Origin of the sequence: Paenibacillus sp. FSL H7-0357 (assembly GCF_000758525.1) — a bacterium.
In the GTDB taxonomy this organism is placed as follows: Bacteria; Bacillota; Bacilli; order Paenibacillales; family Paenibacillaceae; genus Paenibacillus_AQ.
Genome location: NZ_CP009241.1, coordinates 1,952,654 through 1,978,716 on the forward strand (window position 1 = coordinate 1,952,654; position 26,063 = coordinate 1,978,716).

General features: G+C 52.0%; 21 protein-coding genes. 16 read left to right on the forward strand and 5 right to left on the reverse strand.

Features of this window, described 5'->3' with window-relative positions:
- The first annotated feature begins 161 nt into the window (after positions 1-161).
- Together H70357_RS08640 and H70357_RS08645 are read left to right on the forward strand one after the other, a co-directional pair.
- Complete coding sequence (locus H70357_RS08640; protein WP_038587951.1) at positions 162-1,028, forward strand: GNAT family N-acetyltransferase; 867 nt, start codon at positions 162-164, stop codon at positions 1,026-1,028.
- Between the two features lie 152 nt (positions 1,029-1,180).
- Entirely contained in the window at positions 1,181-1,651 is a 471-nt protein-coding gene (locus tag H70357_RS08645) for a hypothetical protein (RefSeq protein WP_038587954.1), read from the forward strand.
- Between the two features lie 300 nt (positions 1,652-1,951).
- Here H70357_RS08645 and H70357_RS08650 read toward each other — a convergent pair whose 3' ends face one another.
- A complete protein-coding gene (locus H70357_RS08650) occupies positions 1,952-2,479 on the reverse strand; it encodes a hypothetical protein (RefSeq protein WP_038587957.1) in 528 nt (175 codons plus the stop codon).
- A gap of 243 nt (positions 2,480-2,722) precedes the next feature.
- Between H70357_RS08650 and H70357_RS08655 the strand changes: the two genes are divergently transcribed.
- Together H70357_RS08655 and H70357_RS08660 are read left to right on the forward strand one after the other, a co-directional pair.
- Complete coding sequence (locus H70357_RS08655; RefSeq protein ID WP_038587959.1) at positions 2,723-5,398, forward strand: YhgE/Pip domain-containing protein; 2,676 nt, start codon at positions 2,723-2,725, stop codon at positions 5,396-5,398.
- A 151-nt stretch (positions 5,399-5,549) separates the two neighbouring features.
- Entirely contained in the window at positions 5,550-6,947 is a 1,398-nt protein-coding gene (locus tag H70357_RS08660; protein ID WP_038587961.1) for a hypothetical protein, read from the forward strand.
- Between the two features lie 119 nt (positions 6,948-7,066).
- Here the strand turns inward: H70357_RS08660 and H70357_RS08665 are convergent, their stop codons facing one another.
- On the reverse strand, positions 7,067-8,041 hold the full coding sequence (locus tag H70357_RS08665) for an aldo/keto reductase family protein (RefSeq protein ID WP_038599023.1): 975 nt from the start codon (positions 8,039-8,041) through the stop codon (positions 7,067-7,069).
- Positions 8,042-8,188: 147 nt separating this feature from the next.
- On the opposite strand from H70357_RS08665, the gene H70357_RS08670 reads away from it, so the two are divergent.
- The 10 genes from H70357_RS08670 (at position 8,189) to H70357_RS08710 (ending at position 20,680) form a co-directional block, all read left to right on the forward strand.
- A complete protein-coding gene (locus tag H70357_RS08670; protein ID WP_038587964.1) occupies positions 8,189-8,851 on the forward strand; it encodes an SGNH/GDSL hydrolase family protein in 663 nt (220 codons plus the stop codon).
- A gap of 252 nt (positions 8,852-9,103) precedes the next feature.
- Complete coding sequence (locus H70357_RS35785; protein ID WP_156130836.1) at positions 9,104-9,247, forward strand: hypothetical protein; 144 nt, start codon at positions 9,104-9,106, stop codon at positions 9,245-9,247.
- On the forward strand, positions 9,244-9,489 hold the full coding sequence (locus H70357_RS08675; protein ID WP_052091917.1) for an SGNH/GDSL hydrolase family protein: 246 nt from the start codon (positions 9,244-9,246) through the stop codon (positions 9,487-9,489). The genes H70357_RS35785 and H70357_RS08675 overlap by 4 nt, the downstream gene beginning before the upstream one ends.
- 18 nt (positions 9,490-9,507) lie before the next feature.
- Positions 9,508-11,334, forward strand: a complete 1,827-nt coding sequence (locus tag H70357_RS08680) for a sensor histidine kinase (RefSeq protein WP_052091918.1) — start codon at positions 9,508-9,510, stop codon at positions 11,332-11,334.
- Positions 11,324-12,952: a response regulator gene (locus H70357_RS08685; RefSeq protein ID WP_038587967.1), complete on the forward strand. Its 1,629-nt coding sequence runs from the start codon at positions 11,324-11,326 to the stop codon at positions 12,950-12,952. Before H70357_RS08680 ends, H70357_RS08685 begins: the two co-directional genes overlap by 11 nt.
- Positions 12,953-13,174: 222 nt before the next feature.
- Positions 13,175-14,548, forward strand: coding sequence for an ABC transporter substrate-binding protein (locus tag H70357_RS08690; RefSeq protein WP_038587970.1), 1,374 nt, complete (start codon positions 13,175-13,177; stop codon positions 14,546-14,548).
- A gap of 100 nt (positions 14,549-14,648) precedes the next feature.
- Positions 14,649-15,551, forward strand: a complete 903-nt coding sequence (locus H70357_RS08695) for a carbohydrate ABC transporter permease (RefSeq protein WP_038587974.1) — start codon at positions 14,649-14,651, stop codon at positions 15,549-15,551.
- Between the two features lie 13 nt (positions 15,552-15,564).
- The gene (locus tag H70357_RS08700; protein WP_038587977.1) at positions 15,565-16,401 is read left to right on the forward strand and encodes a carbohydrate ABC transporter permease; all 837 of its coding nucleotides are present in this window, start codon (positions 15,565-15,567) and stop codon (positions 16,399-16,401) included.
- Between the two features lie 102 nt (positions 16,402-16,503).
- The gene (locus tag H70357_RS08705; protein WP_038587980.1) at positions 16,504-17,505 is read left to right on the forward strand and encodes a glycoside hydrolase family 130 protein; all 1,002 of its coding nucleotides are present in this window, start codon (positions 16,504-16,506) and stop codon (positions 17,503-17,505) included.
- 7 nt (positions 17,506-17,512) lie between these two features.
- Complete coding sequence (locus H70357_RS08710; protein WP_038587983.1) at positions 17,513-20,680, forward strand: glycosyl hydrolase; 3,168 nt, start codon at positions 17,513-17,515, stop codon at positions 20,678-20,680.
- Here the strand turns inward: H70357_RS08710 and H70357_RS08715 are convergent.
- Positions 20,628-21,443, reverse strand: a complete 816-nt coding sequence (locus H70357_RS08715; protein ID WP_038587985.1) for an AraC family transcriptional regulator — start codon at positions 21,441-21,443, stop codon at positions 20,628-20,630. The two genes, H70357_RS08710 and H70357_RS08715, sit on opposite strands and share 53 nt — an antisense overlap.
- 144 nt (positions 21,444-21,587) lie before the next feature.
- Here H70357_RS08715 and H70357_RS08720 point away from each other — a divergent pair, with 144 nt between their 5' ends.
- On the forward strand, positions 21,588-22,874 hold the full coding sequence (locus H70357_RS08720; protein WP_038587988.1) for a Gfo/Idh/MocA family protein: 1,287 nt from the start codon (positions 21,588-21,590) through the stop codon (positions 22,872-22,874).
- 772 nt (positions 22,875-23,646) lie between these two features.
- Entirely contained in the window at positions 23,647-24,063 is a 417-nt protein-coding gene (locus H70357_RS35790; protein ID WP_038587991.1) for a GDSL-type esterase/lipase family protein, read from the forward strand.
- Between the two features lie 283 nt (positions 24,064-24,346).
- On the opposite strand, the gene H70357_RS08730 is transcribed toward H70357_RS35790, so the two are convergent.
- Together H70357_RS08730 and H70357_RS08735 are read right to left on the reverse strand one after the other, a co-directional pair.
- Positions 24,347-25,159 carry an ABC transporter permease subunit gene (locus H70357_RS08730; RefSeq protein WP_038587994.1) on the reverse strand — a complete coding sequence of 271 codons (813 nt, stop codon included), beginning with the start codon at positions 25,157-25,159 and terminating at the stop codon, positions 24,347-24,349.
- Complete coding sequence (locus tag H70357_RS08735) at positions 25,156-26,043, reverse strand: ABC transporter ATP-binding protein (protein WP_038587997.1); 888 nt, start codon at positions 26,041-26,043, stop codon at positions 25,156-25,158. The genes H70357_RS08730 and H70357_RS08735 overlap by 4 nt, the downstream gene beginning before the upstream one ends.
- Positions 26,044-26,063 lie beyond the last annotated feature (20 nt).

Genomic DNA, 26,063 nt, shown 5'->3' on the forward strand with positions numbered 1-26,063 from the left:
TGGGGTTTTTTTGCGTCTTCATAAATTAATTATTAAATTGGAGGTTATCGAATGAGTAAATTGATGGTTACAGAACGTTTGACATTGCGGCAACTGTAAGAAAGAAGGATTAGTTCGAAAAATCCGGATAAAAGTTGAGCAGATGAAAGGGTGATGTTGCAATGCAATTCAAGTTGTATACGGATGTGCATGAGTTTTACAATGATACCTATGATGTGCTGATGCGTCATGAAGCACAAAATTTGATTCCTCTTGGCAATATCATAATTGGGCATGAAGGAAAAGACAAAACAGACTGGCGTAACCCTGTAAATTGGCTTATGGCAACTATTTCGGATGCTAAGGGCATACAACTTACCGCCATAATGACACCGCCACACAATATTACGCTTTATGCAACAGACAACATAATTAACCCAGAAGCTATAAACTGTCTGATAGATGGGCTGAAAGACCGTGAAATTCCAGGTGTGATCACCGAAAAAACCTTGGCAGAGTATTTTGCCAAAGAATATACCTTCCGCAAGGGAATAACCTTTAAAACAACCATGAGCCAACGTATATATGAACTTACGGCAGCAAACCCAGACATTCAAAAGGTTGGTATCGTTCGATTGCTAGATGAAAAGGATATTCACTTTTTCCCATACTGGGCTGAAGCATTTTATGCAGCGGGGAGTTATGGCAAAACAGAAATGTCCATCCCGCAAGATGCAGACCCTTACCTCTACCGAATAGCATCGAAAAAACTCTATATTTTAGAGGACAACGGGATACCCGTTTCTATGGCAGGATATACAAGGGAAATGCAGACGGCTATTGGCGTGGCATTTGTATATACCCCTCCATATGAGCGCGGGAAGGGTTACGCTACTTCAATTGTGGCGCAAATAAGCCAACTTGCATTGGATAAAGGGTTTACTAAGTGCGTCTTATATACGGACTTAGCAAATCCCACATCTAATAGCATCTATCAAAAGATAGGCTATATGCCAATTTGTGATTCGCTCCAGTTAAAATTTGAATAGTAGAATGATGCGGACAGAACTTCTACTACCTAAAAATAAGAGCATAATATCGCAACTACTCCTTCTGTCGTTAAGTTATTGAGCATGACGGTGTAGGAACTCGACCCTTAGTATATGACTGTTTTAAGAACTCTTTATAAGGGGATATTTCCATGAAGCAGATGAAAATTGGGGATTGGAATCTTGAAGTAGATGTTGAGAAAACTAAAGATTTTTACCAAGCCTATCATCAAATCACTGAAAGATGTGATTGTATCTTCTGTAAGAATTTTGTAAGTGCTATTGAACTAATACCTAAGCCAGTTTTAGATTTTTTTCGAAGTTTAGGAATAGACCCAACCAAAGAAGGTGAGGTCTCGGAATATTGTGAAATAAAAGATGGTATGCATTTATACGGCGGTTTTTTTCATATAGTAGGAGAGTTAATAAGCGGTCCTGATTGTTGGATTGAAACGAGTGAAGAAGTCAGTCATTTAGCCACGAATAATATGATTGAGATCAATGGTTTTAAATTTGGATTCACCAATGGAGTCAGTTCACTCCCTGATGGGTTCCCTAACCCTACTCTGCAATTAGAGTTTGAGGGCATTATTCCTTGGACGCTTAAAGAAAGCTTTAAATAAGTCTTTCAATTCAGCTAAAGGAAAACGATAGCTCAATAAACAGCGGCAGACTAGGACTTTATTTTAAGGCTTACCGCTGTTTTTATTGTTGGGCCAGTCTAGTACTTATTTCATGGACACTGCAGGTATTATTTTTGAAAGCCACTTGGCAGCAGCATTTCTAGTCTAATGCTTTAGTTTTTCCACCCTTGGCAACTCTCAACTTAAAACTATGGGGCGCGCGCTAAGAAGGCGTACCAAAAAGACGGTGTTTGCCCGGATGGGCAGACACCGTCTTAATTTGTACGACTATAACAATGGTTATGGAATGTATTGCTGCACAATTGAAGTTACTTGACCATCTTCGATCGTGAGATGGTATGGAAATTGGCTTAAGTCGATAATATCGGTCTTGGCGAATTCCTTCTGGAACTGTGGTAGAGAAATTCCCTCGTTCCAGTTGATATCCAGATCCTCGATCGTTCCAGTATGATCATAGATTTGCATGGTTACACCGGCATTATCGGCAACCGGATAAGAGGTTAGCAAATCGCTGTCGTTAACGATATAATATCCGTCTGGTGCGCCTCCCAGCTCTGCCGCGTCATCTGGCTCCCGCTCGGCAAACACCCGGTTGGCGTCCGCGCCTTCAAACCATTCGATATCGTCCGCATTAAGCATCAGCTTGCCGTCTACGATTTGTAGATCGTGAATATATGCTGTGAGATGCTGAATCTGCCCGCCGCTTTGCGCTTCCGCACGTGTTCCCGCTGTGCTTGCCGTTGTTGCGAGGGAAAGAAACAGCAGGACCAGCAAAGGCAGTACATACTTGGAGTTTTTCAATAACATCTTTTCATTTCCCCCTTGGCTTAAATATGGCTTGTGAATAGCCTATATACCTCTTTACCCTTCGCTATAGTTCTCAAACGGGGTATGTACCTCTATTAACGTAAATTAGCAAGAAATGTTGCAAAAATTTTGCTGAGGTCTATCAGAACTGCCGAAGATGTGATAAACGGCAGCAGATTTGTAAAAAGCTTCATGCCGGGGCATATTAAAATATCCAAATAACGGCTTGGGGGTGACTGGCGGATGGCGGAAATATGGCGGATCTATCTGAACGATTGGCGCAACCTGTTCAGGATTCCGGTGGCGGTGCTGCTGATTGCAGCGCTTATTGTGCTGCCCTCTGTGTATGATTGGGTAAATGTGGCCGCAGTATGGGATCCATACAGCAACACCTCCGGCATCAAAATCGCCGTGGCCAGTCTGGACAAAGGGGCGGAGCTGCAGGGAAAAAGCTTCAATATCGGTGACCAGGTGCTGGACAGCCTGCATAACAATAAGACACTGGGCTGGACCTTTACGGATGCCCGGGCCGCTGAAATTGGGGTTCGGCGCGGAGACTATTATGCGAGCATCGTCATTCCCGCAGAGTTCTCGCAGCGGATGGCCGGAATCGTTGAGGGCAACCTGGTGAAGCCCGAGGTAGAATATACCGTTAACGAAAAAATCAATGCCATCGCGCCCAAAATCACTGCGAAGGGTGCTTCGACGATCACGACGCAAATCAGTGAGCATTTTATCGAAACACTCAGCAGCACGGTGCTTAACGCCCTCCGCCACATTGATGAGGAATTTCAATCCGAGCTGCCGGTAATCCGCAAGGTGGAGCAGGGGCTGTTCAAGCTGGAGGCCAGCTTGCCGGAAATAGACAAGGCGGGCAAGCTGGTGCTCAAGCTGCAGCAGAACTGGCCGGAGATATCCTCTTCCGCCGGGAGGATCGCTTCCCTTACCAGCAAGCTGCCGGAGGTGGAACAGGCTGGAGCGGCGGCGGAGACGATCGACGAGCACTGGTCCCAGATCAGTGAAGCCGCCGGGCAGCTGCAGACGCTGAGCAGCAAGCTTCCTGAGCTGGAGCGGGCTGCTCTTCTGGTCAGCGGGCTGGATGCCAATTTCGGCAAGGTGGACGAGATGCTGGACCGGGCTTCCGAGCGGTTGTCGGAAGCTGCTGCAGTGGTAAATGCCGCGGCCAAGGCATTGCCGCAGGCGGATCGGCTGGCTGCGGCCGGAAGCAGCTTTGGGCAGGAGCTGCAGCAGTTTCTGGAACAGAACGGCGCGGCCTTCGAGAGCATTCCCCTGATTATGCAGCAGAATTTCTATCTGCTGCAGCAGACCGGGGATGCCGCCGTGCAGCTTGCCGAAGAGCTGCAGAACAGCAAGGAACAGCAGCCGGCGGCAGCCCGGCAGCTGCAGCTCGCTTCAGCCCGGCTGTCGGCCGGAAGCGGGACACTGGGCCACACCGCGGCTTTGCTTGGCGCGGTGAACAGCCTGTCGCCCGGGGCGGTGCGGACCGGCGACATCAATGCTCTAAGTGAAGTGCAGGAGCAGTTCACATCCGCTGCTTCCCGGGCGGACAAGCTTGCGGCGGCGCTGCAGGCCGGAGGCGGCCCGGACGCCGGCGCGCTTGAGCAGTTTAGTCTGGCCGCCGGGCAGAGCCAAACGGCGCTGAATAGAATTGTTGCGCGCTACAATGCAGAAGGCATGCCGGCGGTAACGGACTCCATGAAGCAGCTAACCAGCACCGCAGGGACTGCCGCCAAGGCACTGCAAAATGTTCCACAGCGCCTTGACGCACTGAATACAGTTCTGGATGAGGCAGCGGCGGCAATCGGATACGGAGAGTCGGGCCTTGCTTCGCTGCGGCAGAACCTGCCTGCAATCCGCGAAGATGTGCATGCGGCAGCCAGCGGCCTTGAGGACAAGATGGCTACGTTCAATCATTTCGTCACGGATGTTCTTCCGCAGATCGAGAGCGGACTCCCCGCTGCCGGAGTAGCGATCCATGGAGCCGCTGAATTTGCCCGCAATGATCTGCCTGCCGCAGAGGAGAAATTCCGCAGGGCAGCGGCGCTGATCACCACCGGACTTCCGCGTGCTGATCAGGGCGTGGAGCGCGCTGCACAGCTGGTGCGTGAGGATCTTCCCACGCTTGAAGCCGCAGTCCGCAAAGCGGCAGCGACCATCCGGCAAATCAAAAGTGAAGTGAATTTGGAAGATATCGCGCAGCTCTTGGGCGGAGATATCAAGAGCAAAAGCGATTTTCTCGCCAGTCCGGTCGTCCTGAAGGAGAAGACGCTCTACCCGATTCCGAATTACGGCTCGGCGATGACTCCTTTTTATGTCGTGCTCTCCTTATGGGTGGGGGGAACCCTGATGATTTCCCTGCTGCGAACGGGAGTCGATACAGGAGGAATCACATATACCGGCCACCAGCTGTATTTCGGGCGGCTGCTGACCTTTCTGACCATCGGAATCCTTCAGGCACTGGTAGCGGTGTTTGGCAATATTTATATCCTGAACTGTTATGTCGCGGATAAAGGCTGGTTTGTGCTGTTTGCTGTGTTAATCAGCATCGTATTTGTGACGATTGTGTTCACCCTCGTTTCGGTCTTCGGCAATCTGGGAAAAGGAATTGCGATTGTATTTATGGTGCTGCAGTTCTCCAGCTCCGGAGGCACATTTCCCATCAGTACCACCGGGCATTTCTTTCAGATCCTGAATCCTTTTATGCCGTTTACCTATGCGATCAGTCTGCTGCGGGAAGCGGTAGGGGGGATTCTGCCGGAGGTGGTCTTCCGCGATGTGTTGGCTCTGCTGCTTTTCGGCGTGCTGGCGCTGCTGCTGGGGCTTACGCTGCAGAAACCGCTTGAACGCTTCATCCGCAAAGCCGCAGAACAGGCTGAGAAGTCCAAGCTGATCTCTTGATGTAAGGAATTAGAAGATAAGAGCTTTTATTTCCATCTGTCAACCACTTTTGAACGTGCCAATGGATGTTGACCTGTGTAATATTTACACCTATTATGTAGGAATATCTGGATTATTGTTCAAATATTTGGATTTGAGAGGTGGAGTTTGTTTGGAGCCTAAGACTACGATCCAAGGGGAACTGGACGCTTTTCTCAAAAGGGAAGGCAAAACCATTAATCAATTTGCTGGAATATCCGCTGTCAACTCCGGAACGCTCAGCAGCATTATCAATGGCAACCGCCCGATTGCAATGCAGCAGCTGGACCGGATAACCGCCGGAATGGGTCTGCCTGAAGGTGCGTTTTATGAAATGTATATAGATGAATGCATTATTCATTCCACGCCGGACTGGCGGCGGCTGGGCCCGTTTCTGCACCGCTGCGCCGAGCTGGACAAGCTGGAATGCATCCGGCAAGTGGTACATAATCTGATGGATAATATCTCCTATGCTCAAGCGCTGTTTGACACGGCAGAGGAATTTTACAGGAATAACAAAAAAGAAGCTGCGGCGCTGCTGTATGAAGGCGTAGCGGAGAGCGAGAAGTATCAGCATTCCGAACGGCTGGCGCTCTGCCAATACCGCTTGTTCACGATCGCTTTGGGTGATAATCAGGATAATAACCTGCAGGCTGCTACGCAATTTGAATATTTTGTCGAACGGCTGGATGAGGCCGATCAGCTTGATGCGCTGCACGCGCTGGCGAATATTTATATTTCCCTGCACCGCTGGAGCAAAGTGAATATTCTGGCTGAAGAAATGGAGCGCAAAGCCTCCATCCAATATCAGAATCAGTACCTGGTGACCAAACAGCGTGAGACGCGTAAGGAGCCGGCAAGACCAATCTGCTTCTACATCCTTTACGCTTATCTGCTCCATTCGGCGGTATGCCATGAACGTGGCGAATACGAACGGGCTTTGCATTATGCTTCACTCTACGCGGACTCCGGCTGGGTGCGTGAGGACACGGAGAAGGTCCGGGAGGTGAAGGCGCAGTTTCAGGAATGGGCGATTGCCAATTCCTATCTCCATCGGTTAATGGCCGGTCAAATGGATGTGCTTACAGAGTATGCCGAGTTCATTGCGGCCCGGGAAAATGAAATTCTTCCGGCTTTAATGAAAATTATGCAGGCCGCCAACCGCTATCAGTTCAATGTGGATGGAATTATCGAACGTTTTCAGGATCAGCTGGATTTCAAAGAGCAGCGGAGCCGAATCGGCATCATTAATTCCCGGGTTACCTGGGATGAATATACAGACCTTCTCTGTGAGGTGGCCGCCTATTACTTTAATGCACAACGTTATGAGGCGGCTATTCATTATACGTTAAAGGCATTGGAGTATTCCGCCAAAATAAATGGTGATGCATGTGTACTCCGGTGCGTGAGATTATTTGAAGAATGCAGGCATCTGGCCACTATAGAGGATCAAAAGAAGTATAAAACACTAATCGGCGGGGCCGGGCGGATGAATGAAAAGAAAGACAGCCTGATGCCTGGCCATTATTAGTATGGAAAGGACCGTCTCACCCGTAGATAACCTCTGCGGGTAAGACAGTCCTTTTTGTAAAGATAAGTATTTATATGCTTCACGCTATAAATGATCCTTCTCTTTCTCGCTCAGCTTCTCTATCTCGCCGGTGCGAAATCGGCCACCTGGCGGAGCAGGCCGTCGATGGTCTCCAGCGTTTCCTGCTGGAGGAGAATGCCGGAGGCCTGTGCATTCTCTTCAACCTGGCCGGGCTTGCTGGCTCCGATCAGTGCAGAGCTGACACCTGGCTGGCGGAGTACCCAGGCCAGCGCCAGCTGTGAGAGCTTCAGGCCGAGGCTGGCCGCCAGGTCATCCAACTGGGCAACGACGCCAAGGACATCGTCGCGCAGATAGCTGCGGATGACGCCGTTCACTGAATCGTCTGCGCCGCGTGTCCCGGCCGGAGGCTGTTGTCCCGGCTTGTATTTGCCGGTCAGAATGCCCTGGGCGAGCGGCGAGAAGACGACTTGTCCCAGTCCTTCCTGCCCCGATACCTCAAGTACCTCTTCTTCGATATAACGCTCGAACATATTGTAGATCGGCTGATTGGAGGCCAACGGGCGGAGATTCAGCCTGCGGCTGATGCCTCCGGCACGGGCGATTTGCGCCGCGCTCCATTCGCTGACTGCGGAATAGAGGATTTTACCTTGGGCTGTAAGGTCATCCAGCGCGCGCAAGGTTTCTTCCACCGGCGTATCCTTGTCAAAGCGGTGGCAGAAATACACATCAATGTAATCGGTTCCGAGACGCTTCAGGCTGGCCTCGCATTGCTCCATAATATGCTTGCGGGAAAGCCCCCGGTCGTTCACCCCGTCTCCCATCGGGAAAAACACCTTGGTGCTGAGCACATAATCCGACCGCTGGTAGGAGCGGAGAGCTGCGCCAATCGCCTTCTCGCCTTCCCCGCGGTTGTAGGCATTGGCGGTATCGAAGAAATTGATACCGCATTCAAAAGCTTTGGCCACGCAGGCGTCCGCTGCTTTCTGCTCTGCGGCTGTTCCGTAAGTAAGCCAGCTGCCCAGGCCGATCTCACTGACCTTAAGGCCTGTATTGCCTAATCTTCTATACTTCATTCTTGTTCCATTCCCTTCCATGTCATTTGCTAAATCCTATCACATTGCATAGCAGCATCACAAATCATTGAAGGATCGGCCGCAATTACGGTAAAATTATAGATAGTGCCAAATCTATCTAATTATAATAGTTGAAGGGTGAGCTGGATGTCTATTTCATTTGCTAAGCCAAACAAAGTTATTCTGTTTCAGGGAGATTCCATCACCGACGGCAACCGTGGCCGCGATAACGATCCCAATCATATTCTGGGGCATGGCTATGCCTACATCATTGGCGGCAAGCTGGGCAATGAGCTGGCTGAGCAGCAGCCTATGTTCTACAACCGCGGAGTGAGCGGTGACCGGATCTCCGATCTGTATGCCCGTTGGAATGAGGATGCGATCTATCTGCAGCCGGATATTCTCAGCATCCTGATCGGGGTCAACGATATTTGGAGAATGATGAAGGGCGAGCCGGGCGGCTGCACCGACCGTTACGAACGTGCTTACCGCCATGTGCTGGAAGAGACGCGCGAAGTGCTGCCGGATACGAAGCTGGTGCTGGTCGAGCCGTTTATCCTGAATACCGGAGCACCCGCGGAAGACTGGAGTGGATGGTCCAAATGGATCAGCCATTATCAGGGGGTTGTCCGCGAGCTTTCGCAGCAATTCGGCACCGTGCATGTTCCGCTGCAGGATGCTTTCAACGCAGCTGTGGAGAGAGCAGAGGCAGCCTACTGGCTGTGGGATGGCGTTCACCCGACGACTGCCGGGCATGATCTGATCGCCAAGGAATGGCTGAGTGTTGTGGAGAAGAGCGGGATATGCTAAGGCTGCTCAGAAGAAGTTTTGCCCATGAAATAGAGCTGCTGTCCGCATAGGACGGTATGCTCTATTTTTTTGGGAAGCTGGACATTTATTTGGCTCAACGTTCAATAGGCGCAGCAATTTCCACTTGTATGAAATAAAGAGAAAACAACAATGGTATTCTTTTTATGTTGACTTCAAAAGAATGTGGAGTAAGATGGGAAATGCGAGAAATCACTGATTTTCCAGGTTGTTATTACTGAAGGAGGAACAGATGTGGAGAGTAACACTACTAGCCCGGACAACTATTTAAAGGAATTGAAGAAGGAACTGAAACGGCAATGGCCGGAGAACCGGACTTTAAATATTGTATGCCATGGACAAGCCTCACTTGAACAAGGAACCAAGTCATCCTGTTGACACCTACCTGGGATCGGTCGTATGGTACAGGAAACGAAGCTTGGCATTCCTTGCTGGAGCACGCCGGGCAGATCCGGCAGCTCGCTGAAGAATACAAGGTCGGATTATGTGACAGCTTCGCCGCCTTCCAGACCTACATCGACGGTGGAGGCGAACTCGAAGATCTGCTGTCCTATGTGAATCATCCCAATGAACAGGGGCACCGGCTGGTAGCCGGCGAACTGGCGAAATTTCTGCTGTAGGAAGGGGCGGGTGCCTCCATGAAATCCCCGAGAAGGTGGGGCGGGCTGATCCGGGAGAAGCTTAGCGACAGATTTTATCAGATATCCATCAAACAGAGAGTGCTGTTCTCTTTCATTCTGTTGATAACGCTATCAATCAGTGCGATGGGATTGTTAACCTACCGGATTGCCGGGAAGGAAATTCAGAACAACGCCTTTGAGACCAGCAGGGAAACGGTGGACAAGACCATGCAGCTGCTCGATTACAGACTGAATGATGTGGCCATGTCGGTACAATCGCTGATGCTGAGTGATGCCTACAGGCAGATGATGATCGATGTTCAGGCTCATGATGTGAAAAATTACTATGTCCATTTGTCGGAAATGCAGTATGTTCTCTCCCAGGCCACCTTCAATGAACCGATTATTGAGAACGTTCTTATTGCAACGCCAATCGGCGATTTCTACTCGACAACGCAGGTGCGGGCGCAAGATCATTCATTTTACGGCTCGGAGCTGTACGACAACAGTAAAAAAAATCCCGGCGGTTATTGGGCCAAAGCCCATTACGACCGGCTGTTTACAGGCAATCAGCGTGTCGTTTCTTTTGTGGTGCGGGGAATATATGAGCATACGCCGATTACGAATGTGTTCATCGTCGTCAACCTCCGGGAGAACCGGATTACCTCGCTGCTGAATCAGAACAGCTCCGGCAATGACCGGGAATACCTGCTGCTGAACAAGGAAGGCGAAGCGGTGGTGCAGAGCGGCGGGTTCACCCGCGAGGAGCCGCCGAAGGACCCGGCATTTCTGCGTGACAGCACCACTGGTAGCGAGGGGAATTTCTTTTACCCTTTTGACGGAGAAGATTATCTGGTCAATTATAAGCAATCGACAATTGCGCCGAACTGGATCCTGGCCGGGATACAGTCCAAGGATCAGCTTCTCGGACAGCTGAAGGGTGTGCAGCGGACAATTCTATATGTCATTCTGGTGTTTCTGCTGACCACATGGTTTTTCTCGAACAAACTGACAGCCGCCCTCCTTAAGCCGCTCTTCAAGCTGAGCAGACTGATGCGCAGGGTGGAGGAGAACCAGCTAAGTGTGTCTTATGAGAGCAAATATAATGACGAGATTGCCCAGGTTGGCTTCCAGTTTAACCGGATGATGACCGAAATCAAAAGCCTGATCGAGGATGTGCGACAGAACGAGGAGGGCAAACGCCATGCCGAAATCCGGGCGCTGACAGCCCAGATGGAACCGCATTTTCTCTACAATACGCTGAATACGATCTACTGCAAATCGGTGATGGGTGAAAATGACGATGTAAACGAGATGATTCTGGCCTTGTCGCAAATGTTCCAGCTGGGCCTCAGCGGCGGCAAGGATCTGATTCCGCTGGAGGACGAGCTTTCCCATGTGCAGCAGTATTGCGCCATCCAGCAAAAGTGCTATGAAGATCTGTTCCAGTACAATGTTGATATCGGAGAAGAAGAGCTGTTGTCCTTCCCGGTCCCCAAGATCCTGCTGCAGCCGATTGTGGAGAACAGCATCCAGCACGGCTTTGCGGACCGCCGAAGGGGCGGTGTCATTCAAGTGCGGATTTCCACGGAGCATTCCATGCTGCATATTGTGGTGGAGGACAACGGCAAGGGAATGGATGTTGTGAAGGTGGAGCAAGGAATGCACAAACGTGAAGTTTCCAAAAAAGGCTATGCACTGGTCAATATCAGGCATAGGCTGATGTTATATTACGGCGGTGAGGCGCGGATGGAGCTGTCCGGTGAACCGGGCGCTGGCTCCCGCACTGATTTATGGATACCGCTCAGCCCGCTGAGGGGGGAGGGAGGAAGCTATGGAATATAGAGTGCCTAGGCTGCTCAAAATTTGTGTTATCGATGATATCCGAAGTGTGGTGGATATGATTGCCCGCAAGCCGGACTGGCAAAAGCACGGCATTGAAGTGGCAGGGACAGCGCTCGATGGCGAAGAAGGACTGCAGATGATCCGCGGGTGCAAGCCTGATATCGTGCTTACGGACATCCGGATGCCGCGCATGGACGGGCTTGAGATGACCCGGGCAATTCTGGAATTTGCGCCCCAGTGCAAAATCATTATCCTCAGCGCATATTCAGAGTTTTCTTATGCGCAGCAGGCGATCCGCCTCGGGGCGATGGATTTTGTCAAAAAGCCGTTTTCACTCGAAGAGATTGTGAATGTGGTGCTGAAGGCCAAGGCGATATGCTTGCAGGAGCGTGAGGAGCAGGAGAAAGTCAGGGAAATGGAAGCCAAAATCAAAGAAAGTCTGCCGATTCTCCGCCAGGAGTATCTGACCTTTCTGATGCAGCATCAGACCACGGAACATAGCGCGAAATCCCGCTGGGAGTATTTAGGGATTCCGCTGAATCAGGAGAATTTCATCGTATTTATCGCGGAGATTGATCATTTTTCTGAGAAGTTCGGCAGCCAGCCGGTGCAGGAGATCGAGCTTGTCCGCTTCAGCCTGCAAAATATACTGGAGGAGACGATACGCTCCCGGACGCGGGGGATTATCTTCCGGGAGGCAACGAACCGTTACGTTTGTGTGATGAACGGGGAGGATCCCGGTACTGCCGAGCAGATTGCGGAGGCTTGCTGTGCGAATATCAGCCGATATTCCCGGTGTACGATCTCGGTAGGAACGGGACTTTGCGTATCAACGGTACATGAGCTTGCGGATTCCTACGCACAGGCGCTCAGCGCGCTGGCTTATCATTTCTATACAGACGGAAATGCTGTGTACAGTTATTCCAGTATCGTCCATAAACCCCGGTCCGTGAACAATTATTCCGTTGCTGCTGAACAGGAATTTCTGTTCGCGCTCCGTTCGGGCAACCGCGACAAAAGCCAGCAGGTGCTGCGGCATATTTTTGACGAGCTGCTGCAGTTGGACCCGCTGCCCGAGCCGCAGTACGTAGAGAACATCGGTTATGAGCTGGCGTTCAAAATCTGCCGGGTTATGCTGGAATTGTTCCCCTACGAGAAGGTTCAGCCACTAGAGCAGCAGGTGAACCGGCTGAGGAACCAGCATTCCCCTTCTCTGCAGGAGATACGCACGCTGCTGGAAGGGTTGTGTGCGGAAGGCTGCCGCTGGATTGAAGAGGAGCGTTCCATGGAGTCCACTCTGATTATTCATCGGGCAAAAGCGTATATCTGTGCAAATCTCCATACCAGCCTGACACTGGAGCAGGTGGCGAAGCAGATCAATTTGAGCCAGGGATATTTCTCTAACCTGTTCAAGAAGGTAGCGGGCATTTCCTTTCAGCAGTTTGTCACGCATGAAAAGATGGAGAAGGCTAAAAGTATGCTGATTGAAGGCATGCAGGTGCAGGAAATCGCCATAGAGCTGGGCTACGAGCACCGCCGCTATTTCAGTGAGGTGTTCAAGAAGTCCACCGATATGACACCTTCGGAGTTTAAAATATCTTATCTGGGCAAAGGTTGATGCCGGGTGAATCGCGTCTGCTTGCGTAACCTGGCCTCAACATATTTGTCAACACCACGGGGATGAACGATCTGCTTATACAGCGGAGATTCATCCCCGTTTGGCATTATTTCAGCAGAAAGCTGCCCTTAATGTGGGATTACCCGCATTATGCAGATTATGGAGCTGCCCTATAATCAAGGTGTAGGGAATCAGTATTGAAATATAAGGGGGCTAACAGCAATGAGGAAACAACTGCTTCTGACTGCATCAAGCGTAGTATTGGCATTCGGCCTGACCGCATGCGGCAATTCCGATACTACGGATAAATCCGGAGAGCCAGGCGGATCAGCACCGGGAGAAAAGACCAAAATCAGCTATTGGACGGGAGATCGCCATGACGCCGAATTTGTGAAAGAAAAGGTGGCCGAGTTCAATGAAACGAACACCGACGGCATCGAGGTGGAACTGGTCGTCAAGGGTGATGATTTCGATACCGCACTAGATCTTTCATTCCAGACCTCCGACGCCCCGGACATCATCCGGGTGAAGGAGAATACGATTGGCACCTTTTATAAAAAGGAGTATCTGGCTCCGATTGACGAGTACCTGAGTGAGGAGCTGAAAGCGAAATTTCCGGAAATGGTCGATCTGAACACATTTGACGGCAAGCGCTACAGCCTTCCCAACTATGGAACGACGATGCGTCTCATCTATAACAAAGACCTGTTCGCCAAAGCGGGCATCCAGAACCCGCCAACGACCCTGAAGGAATTGGTGGACACCGCCAAAAAGCTGACCGAAGCGGGGAAAGCGGATGGTGCGTATGGCTTCGCCCAGAACTTTAAGAATCCGCCCAGTGCGCTTGGACGCTCTTCACGGGTCATTGCTGAAATGAGCGGTTATGGCGGTTTCGGGTATGACTTCAAGACGGCCAGGTTTGACTTCAGCGGCTTCAAGCCGATCATTGAATCTTTCAAGCAGATCAAGGATAACGGGAGCATGCTGCCGGGTGTTGAGTCGCTGGATATTGACCCGCTGCGGGCACAGTTTGCCGAAGGTAAGATCGGAATGTATCTGAGCTTCTCCTCGGAGCCTGGCGTATACAGCACACAGTTTCCGGCCAAAATCGACTGGGCTGCGGCTCCCGCTCCAACGATTGACGGCAATGTGAAGGGGGCTTCCGGTTTCCTCGGTGGACAATGGCTTGCGCTGAGCTCCAAATCGGAGCATAAGGATGCCGCATGGAAGTTCATGGAATTCATGTACAGCGATCAGATGCTTACAGCGTATCAGGAAAAAGGCTACGGCATCTCGATGGTGCCTTCCATCAGCGCCGCAGCAAAGACGCCGGAGGTCAACGGAATCGAAGGCTTCCTGCCAAACAAATATGACGGCGTATGGCCGGTCTATCCTACTGTTGCGCCGGAGGGTATGAAATCGGATGACGCGTTCTTCAAGTACATGCTAAACGGCGGCGATCTGGATGCTATCATCACAGATCTGAACAAACGGTACAATGCGGCGCTTGACGATGCGATGAAGAACGACGGTCTGAAAGCCGAACCGGACGCTGGTTTTGACCCGGCTAAGCTTGGCGGGAAATTCGCCAAGTAAGTTCACTGCCACGATGATGTAGAGATCGGATAAGGAGGGGGAGGCTCTCCCCATCCTTATCTATATACAGCAAGACAGGAAAGGAGTCTGGAGAGATCCTATGCGCAAAACCAAAAACGCTGTTTTTGCTTACAGCTATCTGCTGCCCAGCGCACTGCTCACACTGGTGCTGGGCATCTATCCGATTGCCTGGGCATTCCGCTACATGTTCTACAATTACAAAGGCTATGGAACGGCCCGCTTCATCGGTTTAGATAATTTTACCCGGATTCTGCAGGATACCCAGTTTTGGGACTCGGTTGTCAACACTTTTGTATATGCGGGAGGCAAGCTACTGCTCTCCATCCCGCTTTCATTGCTGCTGGCTGCGATTCTGAACCGTAAACTCAGAGGCAGACAGGTGCTGCGGGCTATCTTTTTCATGCCTACGGTGATCAGTACAGCTGTCATGGCCGTGGTCTTTTTTACCATATTTAATTCTTACAACGGGATTCTTAACCAGTTCCTGATCAAATTTAACATTACATCCTCCGGCATTGACTGGCTCGGACCGAAACATGCCATGCTTACGGTCATTCTTGTCGCTGTGTGGGGCGCGGTGGGCAATTACATGCTGCTGTTTCTAGCCGGACTGCAGAATATACCCGAGGATGTTTATGAGAGCTCCGCTTTGGATGGAGCCAATAAAATACAGCAGTTCCGGTTCATTACTCTGCCGATGCTCGGTCCGGTCCTGCAGATGGTCATTATGCTGGCAATCATCAACGCACTGAAGGGCTATGAGAGCATTATGGTGCTGACGGAAGGCGGACCTGCGGGCAAGACGGAAGTGATGTTCCTGTACTTGTATAAGCTGTTCTTTCCTGTCGGCGGCGGCGCAGCCTCAACCCAGGTGCAGGAGTTTGGATACGGCAGTGCGGTCGCGTTCGTTTCTGCGCTTATCGTAGGGATGATTTCCATCATTTATTTCTATGCGTCCCGGCGAATGAATCGGATCGATTGAGGAGAGATGTGACATGAGAACCAAAACGGTATTGGGAAAGACGTCATTATGGTGCTTTTTGCTGGTGTTCGCCTTTATTACTTTAATTCCTGTCGTAATCACTATTCTCGGCTCGTTCAAAACGAACAGTGAGCTGACTACGGGTGCGACCTTCCTGCCAAGCAAATGGCAGTTTTCTAACTACCTGGAGGCCTGGAAGCAAGCTAATTTCTCCACATATACGATGAACAGTCTAATTGTGTCCCTCTCGGTGGTAGTGGGCACTCTGGTGGTCTCCTCCATGGCAGCTTATGTGGTGGACCGTCTGGAGTTTTTCGGCAAGAGGATCTATATCGGTATGCAGTCCTTCACGATGTTTGTTGCCGTCGGCGCGGTAGTGCTGCGCCCGCAGTTCGATCTGATGGTGAAGCTGCATCTGCACAGCTCCTTATGGGGAGTCATACTGATCCTGATTTCCGCGCATGCCTCAATCTTCTTTATCCTGCTCAGCTTTATGAAGGGCATTCCCCGGGAGCTGGATGAGGCCGCGCGGATCGACGGCAGCTCGCTTGGCCGCACCTTCTGGACCATCATCCTGCCGCTGCTTGGCCCCGGCCTCGGCGTCGGCGCGTTGTTCACCTTCCGCGGTGCCTGGAATGAATATCTGCTGCCGCTTGTATTCACGATGACGAAGCCGGAGCTGCAAACGTTGACTGTCGGCCTGGCTAATCTGAAATACGGCATTTCCGCCGCTTCGCAGACCCACTATATGATGGCGGGGGCCTGCTTGTCCATTCTACCAATTCTGGTGGCTTATGTGTTCGCCAACAAGTCCTTTATGCAGATGACGGCAGGGTCCCTGAAAGGATAGGAGCATTCCTTCCGGACAGCGTGGAACTATCTCGAAAATACGTCTAACAATGAGTTTGATACTACTTTTAATACTTCAAGCAACAACCAGGAGGTTTATATTATGACAGTTCAGGTACCAACAATCCTTACATCCAGTCCGCTGATTCAGCGCTACCCCGGCAATCCGGTGCTCGATGCTGCGCGCGTACCTTATCCTACCGCACTTGTATTCAACGCTGGAGTGACCAAATTCAAAGGCAAGTATGTGATGGTCTTCCGAAATGACTATGGTTCCCTGAGCAATCAGACCATTGAGCCGCATCATACGACAGACCTCGGGATTGCTTTCAGCGAGGACGGCATCCACTGGGAGGCCAGTCCGAAGAAATGCTTCAGGCTGCATGATGAGGAAATCATCCGGGCCTATGATCCCCGGTTAACCGTCATTGACGGACGCTGCTATATGTGTTTTGCAGTGGATACGAAGCATGGCATCCGCGGCGGTATTGCGGTGACGGATGACTTTGAGGAATTTGAGATCCTCAGCCTGTCGTCGCCGGATTTGCGCAATATGGTGCTGTTCCCCGAGAAGATCGGCGGAAACTATGTCCGTCTGGAACGCCCCTTCACCGTGTACAGCCGGGGCGGCAAGGATCGTTTTGACACCTGGATTGCTGAATCCCCCGATTTGAAATACTGGGGGAATGCCGATCTGCTCTTTGGGGTAGAGCATGTGCCATTCGCCAATGACAAGGTGGGACCGGCTGCGCCTCCGGTGAAGACGGACAAAGGCTGGCTGACGACCTTCCATGCGGTGGATGTAGATCCTTCCCGCGGAAAGCATGGCTGGGAGCCTACCTGGAAGAAACGGTATACGGCAGGCATCATGCTGCTTGATCTGGAGAACCCGAAGCGGATTATCGGCATGAGCAAGGAACCTTTGCTGGCGCCGGAGGCCAGTTATGAAACCGACGGAGGTTTCCGCAATAATGTTATTTTTCCGGGCGGGATGATTCTGGAAGAGAGCGGCGAGGTCAAAATCTACTACGGCTCAGCGGACACGATTGAATGTTTGGCAACCGCGCATGTGGATGATCTGATCGCGCTCTGCTTGAAAGGCTGATTGTCCGATGACGAAGATATGGAATCATCTGGAGAATCCGCCGGCGGAGTACCGCCCGCTCCCCCTCTGGTCCTGGAATGACAGGCTGGAGAAGAAGGAGTTGGAGCGGCAGATTGAAGAGATGCATAAAGTCGGCATTGGCGGTTTTTTCATGCATGCCCGCGGCGGGCTGCAGACGCCTTACATGAGTGAGGAATGGATGGACGCCATCCGTATCTCCATTGAGAAGAGCCTTGAGCTGGGGATGCACGCCTGGTTCTATGATGAGAACGGCTGGCCCAGCGGCTTCGCGGGAGGAGAGGTTCCAGCCAAGGGACTGCCTTACCAGCAGAAGAGGCTGGTTTATGAGCAGGCTCCCTTCCAGAGTGCGGCGGAGCGGATGATTGCATGCTATGCCCGTGGAGCAGAAGGGCAGGGGTACATTCTTCTGGCTGCGGATGAGGAGGCGAATGCCGATCTGCGCATCTGCTATGAGGTGAATCCGTATTATACAGATACGCTTAGTGAAATGGCTGTACAGGAATTTATCACGACGACCTACGAACGGTATTGGGAGCAATTTGGCGCAGATTACGGGGCGGAGCTACACGGTGTGTTCACCGACGAACCGCAGTTTGGACGCGGCGGACTTCCCTGGTCCTTCGAGCTGGAGGAGCGCTTCGCCTCCCGCTGGGGTTATGATGTGAAGGAGATTCTTCCCGCCTTGTTCCTGGAAACGGAAGGCTGCCGCAAAGCCCGCTATGACTATTGGGAAACTGTGACCTTTATGTTCACCCAGGCGTATGCTAAACAAATCGGCGATTGGTGTGCGGATAAAGGCTGGTCAGCAACGGGACATGTTGTCGATGAGCAGGAACTGATGCATCAGGTGACCTCTGTCGGCGATCCCATGGCCTTCTATGAGCATTTGCAAATTCCCGGATGCGACTGGCTGGGCCGGTTCGTCGGCAGTGATGCCCTGGTGCCGAAGCAGGTGAGCTCGGCGGCCCGCCAGCTGGGCAAGAAACGCGCGATCACCGAGAGCTACGGGTGCTCGGGCTGGAACATCAGCTTCGCCGATCTGCGGAAGATCGGGGAGTGGCAGTTCGTGCACGGCATCAATCTGATGTGCCAGCATTTGCAGGGCTATACGCTGCGGGGCCTGCGGAAGCGGGACTACCCGCCTTCCTTGTACTACCAGCAGCCCTGGTGGGAGGACTACAAAGGCTTTAATGACTACTTCGCCCGGCTGTCCCTGCTGCTGGCGGAGGGCAAAGGCCGGGCGGAGGTGCTGCTGCTGCATCCGGTGCGCACAGCCTGGACCCTGCAGCGCGGTGCTGACTCTTCGGCGGTGGTTCCCTTTCATGAGGCGTTCGCGCAGCTGTCCCGGTGGCTGTGCCAGAGCCTGATCGAGCATGATTACGGCAGCGAAAGCATCCTTGCCGGCCATGGCCGGGTCAGCGGCGGCTGTTTGTGGGTTGGTGAGGCAGCATACCGCGTGGTTATTGTTCCGCCAAGCCTCACGCTGGATACGGCAACTGCTCAGCTGCTGGAGCAGTTCGTCTCCCAAGGCGGCCACTTGATAGCCTTCGACCCCTATCCTGTGCTGGTGAACGGGGAGCATGATGGCGGACTTGCAGACCTCATGCAGGCTGCGGTCCATCCCGAATGGAGCCGTGATGAGATAGGCCACGCCGTATCCGCTGCTTCCCGGCCGTTCCTGCACATTACGGAGGAAGACGGAACGGCAATTGCGGTGGATACGCTTAATGTGCGGACACTGGAACTGGAGGGCGCGGTGCTCTGTTATATCGTGAATTCCGGTGAGAAGTCCTATCCGATGTTGCATATGGAAGTGTCCAGGCCCGGCACCGTTTCACTGATTGATCTGGAGACGGGGAGCCTTCACGTGCTCAGACAGGAGATCCGGGAGGATGGTGTCCGGCTGCGGCTACCGCTGTATGCCGGAGGTTCCTACATGCTGAAGCTCGATCCGTTGCCGGAAGCAACTGTTGCAGCTGGGAAGTTAGGTTCAACGGTGGAAGAGGAAATAACAGAAGAAACAGAGCTGCCGTATCCGCCTAGCAGAGTGGAAGCATGCACACGGCTGGAACTCGCCCCGGAGTGGGACATTGCCTATGCGGATCTTAACAGCTTAACGCTGGACTCCGCCCGGCTGCGGGTGGAAGGCGGAGCATGGTCGAAAACGCAGCCGGTGATTTTCATTCAGGAGCAGTTGTTGGCTTATGGCCGGTCTGTTGCGTTTGAATTGGAATTTGTTTTTCAGGTGGCCTTTGATCCTAAGCGTCCGCGGGAGCTGTATCTGGTGCTTGAACAGCCTGAGGAACTGGAAATCCTGTTGAACGGAAGTGCAGTCTCCAGTGCAAGCTGCGGCTGGTGGAGGGATTCTTCCCTGCAGAAGATTGATATAGTAGGGTTGGCCATCCGGGGCAGCAATGTCATTACCCTGAAGGGGATGTTCAGGCATTCTGCCGAGCTCAACGACAAGCTGGAGCGGGCCAAGCAATTTGAAGCCGAAGGGAACAATCTGACGCTGGACCAGGAAATAGAAAGCATCTATCTGCTGGGCTCCTTCGGTGTGGAAGCTGCGGAGCTTTTTGAAGAGACCGAACGCAGGGCGCTATGGACCGGAGGACCCTTTACACTGACTGAAGCTCCAGAGCGGGCATGCACCGGCGATCTCGCACAGCAGGGATTTCCGTTCTTCGCGGGAAGCATTCATTTATTTCAGACGTTTGAACTGGGGGGAGAAGAAACAACCGGAGCTCAATGGACCTTTCAGTTTCACTCTGCACCGGATGCGGTTGTAACCAAGCTGTTCATTAACAGGGCCGAGGTACGAACCTTCCTGTGGGAACCGTATGAAGCTGATATTACCACTTATTTGCAGCCCGGAGTAAATGAAATTGTACTGGTGCTGACCGGCAGCTGCCGCAATCTGCTGGGACCCCACCATCATATTAAAGGCGAAGTATACAAGGTAGGGCCGGACAGCTACAGGGATAAGCCGGGCTGGACAGACAAGGATTTGAAACCGGACATCCATGTGTATCAGGACAGATATTGTTTTGTGCGTTTTGGATTGGCGGCAGCTCCCGCTATTCTTGGGGATGCAAATGACATCAGCGGTTCTGCTTGCGGTATTGCAGGGGCGAACGCCGGGCGATTGCCTTAAACACACGTCCAAAATGAGCGATGCTGTCAAAGCCGGTCTCCTCGGCAATCTTTGTGACCCTGTCATTCGTATCCCGCAAACGGCGCTGCGCCTCCTGGACACGGACCGTATTGAGGTACTCGACAATGGTGAAGCCGGTGGTTTGCTTAAATAGGCGGCAGAGATAGGTGCTGCTGATAAAAAAGGTATCCGACAGCTCCGTTATCGTCAGCTTCTCGGCGTAATGGGTCTGTAAATATTCGATAATCTCATAGGTTTTGCGCTGTTTGTCATTGTTCACCGGAACGATGCTGTCCGGAGCCCTTTCCCGTATCCGGTTCATCCCGATGAGCAACTGCACCAGCAGGGTCTGCATAAAGGGGATGTGCTGCGCCCGCTCCGCCTTCTGTTCCTCCAGCATGGCGAAGAGAAGGTTCTCGATCATCCCCTGTTCATGCGCATCCGGGCGCAGCAGCAGGCATTGTCCACTGAGAAAGGGAAGCTCCAGCGGGAGTTGCTCCATCAGCCTGTTAAGAAAGTCATGCCGGAAATTGATCAGGATCCGCTCATGGCGGCTTGTTCCTTTGGCTACAGTCCGGTGAAGCTCGTTGCGGTTAATAAAGATCAGATCGCCGCTGCGCAGCGCATATACCAGATTGTTGATGTAATAATTGCGCTCTCCTGCAAGCAGATAATAAATTTCATAGCTGTCGTGATAATGGTCGGAATCCATACTGAAGGTTCCGGCCCTTTTAATTTGTTCAATCATGAACGGGGGTTCCATTTTTCACGCGCCTCCTCTATAAGAAGCTAAAATATGCATAGTATCACTAAAAAACGCTAAATAATGCTTAGAAATAGATGTATTTTATACTATACACTATAGGAAGAAAACGCTTTTAAATCAATAAGTGATGGAGTGATCCTTATGTCCAAAAAGAAATATGCTTTCGTAGGAACCGGCGGCCGGGCGGAGTTTTTTTATGGTGAGATCACCACGAATTATCGTGAAACCTCTGAAATTGTAGGCTTTTGTGATGTGAATGGAGCAAGAATGGCGTATGCCAACACCCTGCTGGTGGAGAAATACGGATACCATGAGGTTCCTGTCTACAAAGCGAATGAATTTGACCGGATGATTGCGGAAACGCAGCCCGATGCCGTGATTGTAACCAGCATTGACCGCACACATCACCGCTATATCATCCGGGCGATGGAGCTTGGCTGTGATGTGATCTCCGAGAAGCCGATGACGACGGACGTAGAGAAATGCCAGGAGATTCTTGAGGCGATCGAACGCACCGGGCAGAAGCTGCGGGTGACCTTCAACTACCGCTATGCACCGCATAATACCAAAATCCGCGAGCTCTTGATGGAAGGGACTATTGGTGAAGTGCTGTCCGTCAACTTCGAGTGGCTGCTGAATACACAGCATGGTGCGGACTATTTCCGCAGATGGCACCGCGATAAGCGCAACAGCGGCGGCCTGCTGGTTCACAAGTCTACCCACCATTTCGATCTCATGAACTTTTGGCTGGACTCTAAGCCGGATACAGTCTTTGCAATGGGCGATTTGCGCTTTTATGGCCGGGAAAATGCCGAGAACCGGGGAGTAACCGAATTTTACCAGCGGGTGCACGGCAGCGCAGCAGCGCAGAATGATCCGTTTGCCCTCCATCTCAAAGATAACGAGCAGCTGAAACGGATGTATTTGGATACCGAGCAGGAAGACGGGTATTTGCGTGACCAGAGCGTGTTCGGCGATAACATCAGCATTGAGGATACGATGGGTGTAATGGTCAAATACAAGAATAAGACGATTATGAACTATTCGCTTAATGCTTATCTGCCGTGGGAGGGCTTCAATGTAGTATTCAACGGCACCAAGGGGCGGCTGGAGGTCAAGGTCGTAGAACAATCCTATGTCAATGCCGGAGGCGGCAAGGAACTGGAGGGGGCGGTAAAAGATAAGCAGATTACTGTCTATCCGCAATTTGCCGCACCGTATGAAGTGGAGATTGAGGAAGGCATCGGCGGTCACGGGGGAGGCGACCCGGTGATGCTGCGGGATATTTTTGAACGGCCTGCCGAAGACCGGTTTCGGCGTGCAGCCTCCCATATGGATGGAGCCTGGTCGATCATGACAGGAATCGCCGCCAACCGCTCCATGGCCACCGGGCTGCCGGTGAAGGTGGATCAATTGATTCAGCTGTAGGTTCATGGCAGGTTCACCTTAAACCTCTAGTGATTTCTAATGCGACTACTTTGGTAATCTGATGAGGCTTGCGGGATCGCACCGAATTGGCTCCTGGCTTCTGACTTCTGACTTCTGGCCTCTGACGCCTGGCGGCTGGCTCCTGGATCCTGGCGCATATAATAGGTATTAAGAGCCATAACGGGAAATACGCCCGCTGATTTTACGCCCATCACATAACGGGAGACATTATAGGGAAATGCGCCCGCTAAATCTGGCGTTAGAAGAAGTAAAGCTAATTCGCCAAAAATTAGAGGGATAATTTCCTTTTAATGGTATATTAACATCGAATTAGAGTGATTTACCGGGTGTAATTCCCGCTACTGAAATGTTGCTTTACCGCCAGACTTTCGCAGGTGCATCACAGATGATCCTATAACCGCCTATAACAACAACACAGCCAGCAGGAACGCGTGAAACGCGGTTTCCTGCTGGCTTTTTGTGCGCCTTTCTGCGAGGGGCGGTCAACCAATTGTCGACAGGCGGTAAAGTCACTATTCTAACGGCCGGTCATTGTCGAATTAGGGCCCCGGGTGACATAATCAAAGCATACAGAAACAACTCTGGCAACGAATCTACAGGAAGGCGTGAAGACAATTGGGAGTTTTCCGCAAGCAATCATTCCGCAGCAAGCTCAAAACCGCATTTCTGGCTGTAATCCTGCTGTCGGTGCTGATGACCGGAGGACTGTCCTACTCCATATCGGCGGCGATTCTGGAGAAAAATGCGCTCGATGGCGGGTCGGCTGATCGCCAGCCTTCCCGCCGATCTGATCACGCTCTGTGTCGGCGTGAACGTCTACGGCGCCGCCACGCTGAGCCCGCGTGTCTTCGCTCCGGCGCTCATCGGCATGCTGCTGTCGATTCGCGAGCGGCATCCGCTCACTCAGCTGTTCGTGATCTCGCCGATCTACGGCTCGGAGCGTGAGACCGAGCCGAACAAGCTGGGCTTCACGCTCCCGATGATGCGTGAAGAAATAGCCCGGACCGTCGAAGTGTTCCGGGCCCGGGGGGACAGCCGTATGCACTACCGCGACGGCCTGTCCTGGTTCGGCGTGTCCGACAGCGTACGCCTGCCGGACGGCCTGCATCCGAACGCCGAGGGCTATGAGCTGCTCGGCGCCCGGTTTGCGGAGCGGATTCTGCGGTAATCCGCATAGCAGCAAAGGGCATCCTTGCGGGCAGGATAATCTGCCGCGGGGATGCCCTTTTTGCCGTCCTTTGCTAAGGACGGCAAAGTCGGTTCTTCTTATTGTATAGAGCTGCTGCAATTTGAAAAATTGCAGCGCTCTCGCAAACTTGATGACACGCAGGTGCGGACTCGCACTGAGCGTGTACAAGTGTTAGGAATCCGCACGTAAAAGTACCTTTGAATTCACCACCCGCGGTCTATTTGGTGGAATGAAGTGTAAAGGTACCTTTGATTCCCCCGGCTTACAACGGCAGGTCGCGCTGCCGGAAAATCTGGATGCCTGCAGCGAAGGCCAGCAGCCCGGTCAGGAGCAGCCAGAAGGAAATCCAGGCGACATCCGCCGTGCCTTGCACGATATCGCCGGGGCGGTAGAAGCTGAACAACGTGAAGTAGCGCAGCGCATCCAGTTTATCTGTGATTTTCGCGAGAATATCGATTGTGAAGAAACCGAAGGTGATGCCTCCGGAAGTCCCGAGTGCTTTCTTCTCGTCATTGCATACACAGGAGACCAGAAAGACAAGGCCGCCAATGGCAAAAAACAACAGGAACGCAACGGTGTTAAGCTGGGTAAACCGGCCCATGCCGAATTCATATTCCGTACCAAGAAACCAGAGCTTGCCGGCGAATCCGGCCAGTGTGGTTACAGTCATAATAATGAACAGTGAGGTGACCAGCACGAGTGCCTGCGTAAAGGCAACCTTGCGGCGTGTGGTCGGCGTGGCCAGCAGATAGGCCATGGAGCCGCGGTCCACTAACCTTGCTACCAGCTGGGTAGACATCTGCACACAAACGATGGACAGGATCAGCACCAGGATGAGCCCGTAATATTCTCCCGAAATGAAGGCTTCGGCATTGGCGAAGCCATTGCTCAGTCCAAAGGCGTTGCTGACCCCCTCGGGCATGGCTTTTACAAGATCATCAATGGCTTTCGTATTGTCCGCAAGTCCCGGATACAGCCAGATCATAAACACAATATAGAAGGCGGAACCAAAGGCGTAATTCATAATGCCTTTCAAATTGACCCGCATCATTTCTTTATAGAGTGGAAGATTCATTGGACACCCGCCTCACGATCATAATAATTCATGAAAATATCTTCCAGATTCTGCGTCGATACATCGAGACTTCGAATCCGGAAATTGGCGATCTCCCGGGTGAATTCATTGTAATTTCCCTGTACGGCAATCCGCACCAGGTTTCCTTCACAGGTAAGCACCTGCAGGCCGGAGGAGGCAAAACGCTCCGCTTCTTCGGCCGTTTCAAAAATGATCTCGAACAGCTTGCGCTGCATCGACTGCAGTTCATGAATGTTTTTGACGGCGATGATCTTCCCGTCCTTGATAATTGCTGCCCGGTCGCAGGTGCGTTCGATCTCCTGGAAGCTGTGGGAAGACATCAGGAAGGTGGTTCCCGCTGCTTTTTCCTCCAGCACGAGTTCAATAAATACCTTCTGCATCAGCGGGTCCAGGCCTGAGGTCGGTTCATCGAGAATAATAACGTCGGGGCTGTGCATGAAGGCGGCAACAATTCCAACCTTCTGCTTCATGCCCTTTGACATCTTGCGGATCGGGGTGGCGGCATCAAATTGCAGCCGGTCGATCAGCTGTTCACGTTTGGCAGAGTTTTTCACACCCTGCATCGAAGTCATGAAATCAAGAAAACCTTTGCCGGTCATGCCGTCAATAAAGTTAATCTCTCCCGGCAAATACCCGGTATGCCTCTGTACTGTTCCCTGTCCCTTCCAGACATCCAGCCCGTTAATCGTGACAGAACCCCGGTCCGGCTTCATGAATCCCATAATATGCCGGATCGTTGTCGATTTCCCTGCTCCGTTAGGCCCCAGGAAACCGAAGACCTCGCCTCTCGCTACCGTGAACGATACTTCTTCAATCCCTCTGCCGTTTGAAAACCGTTTGGTTAAGCCCTCTACCTTCAGCATGCTGCACCCCCGCCGTAATA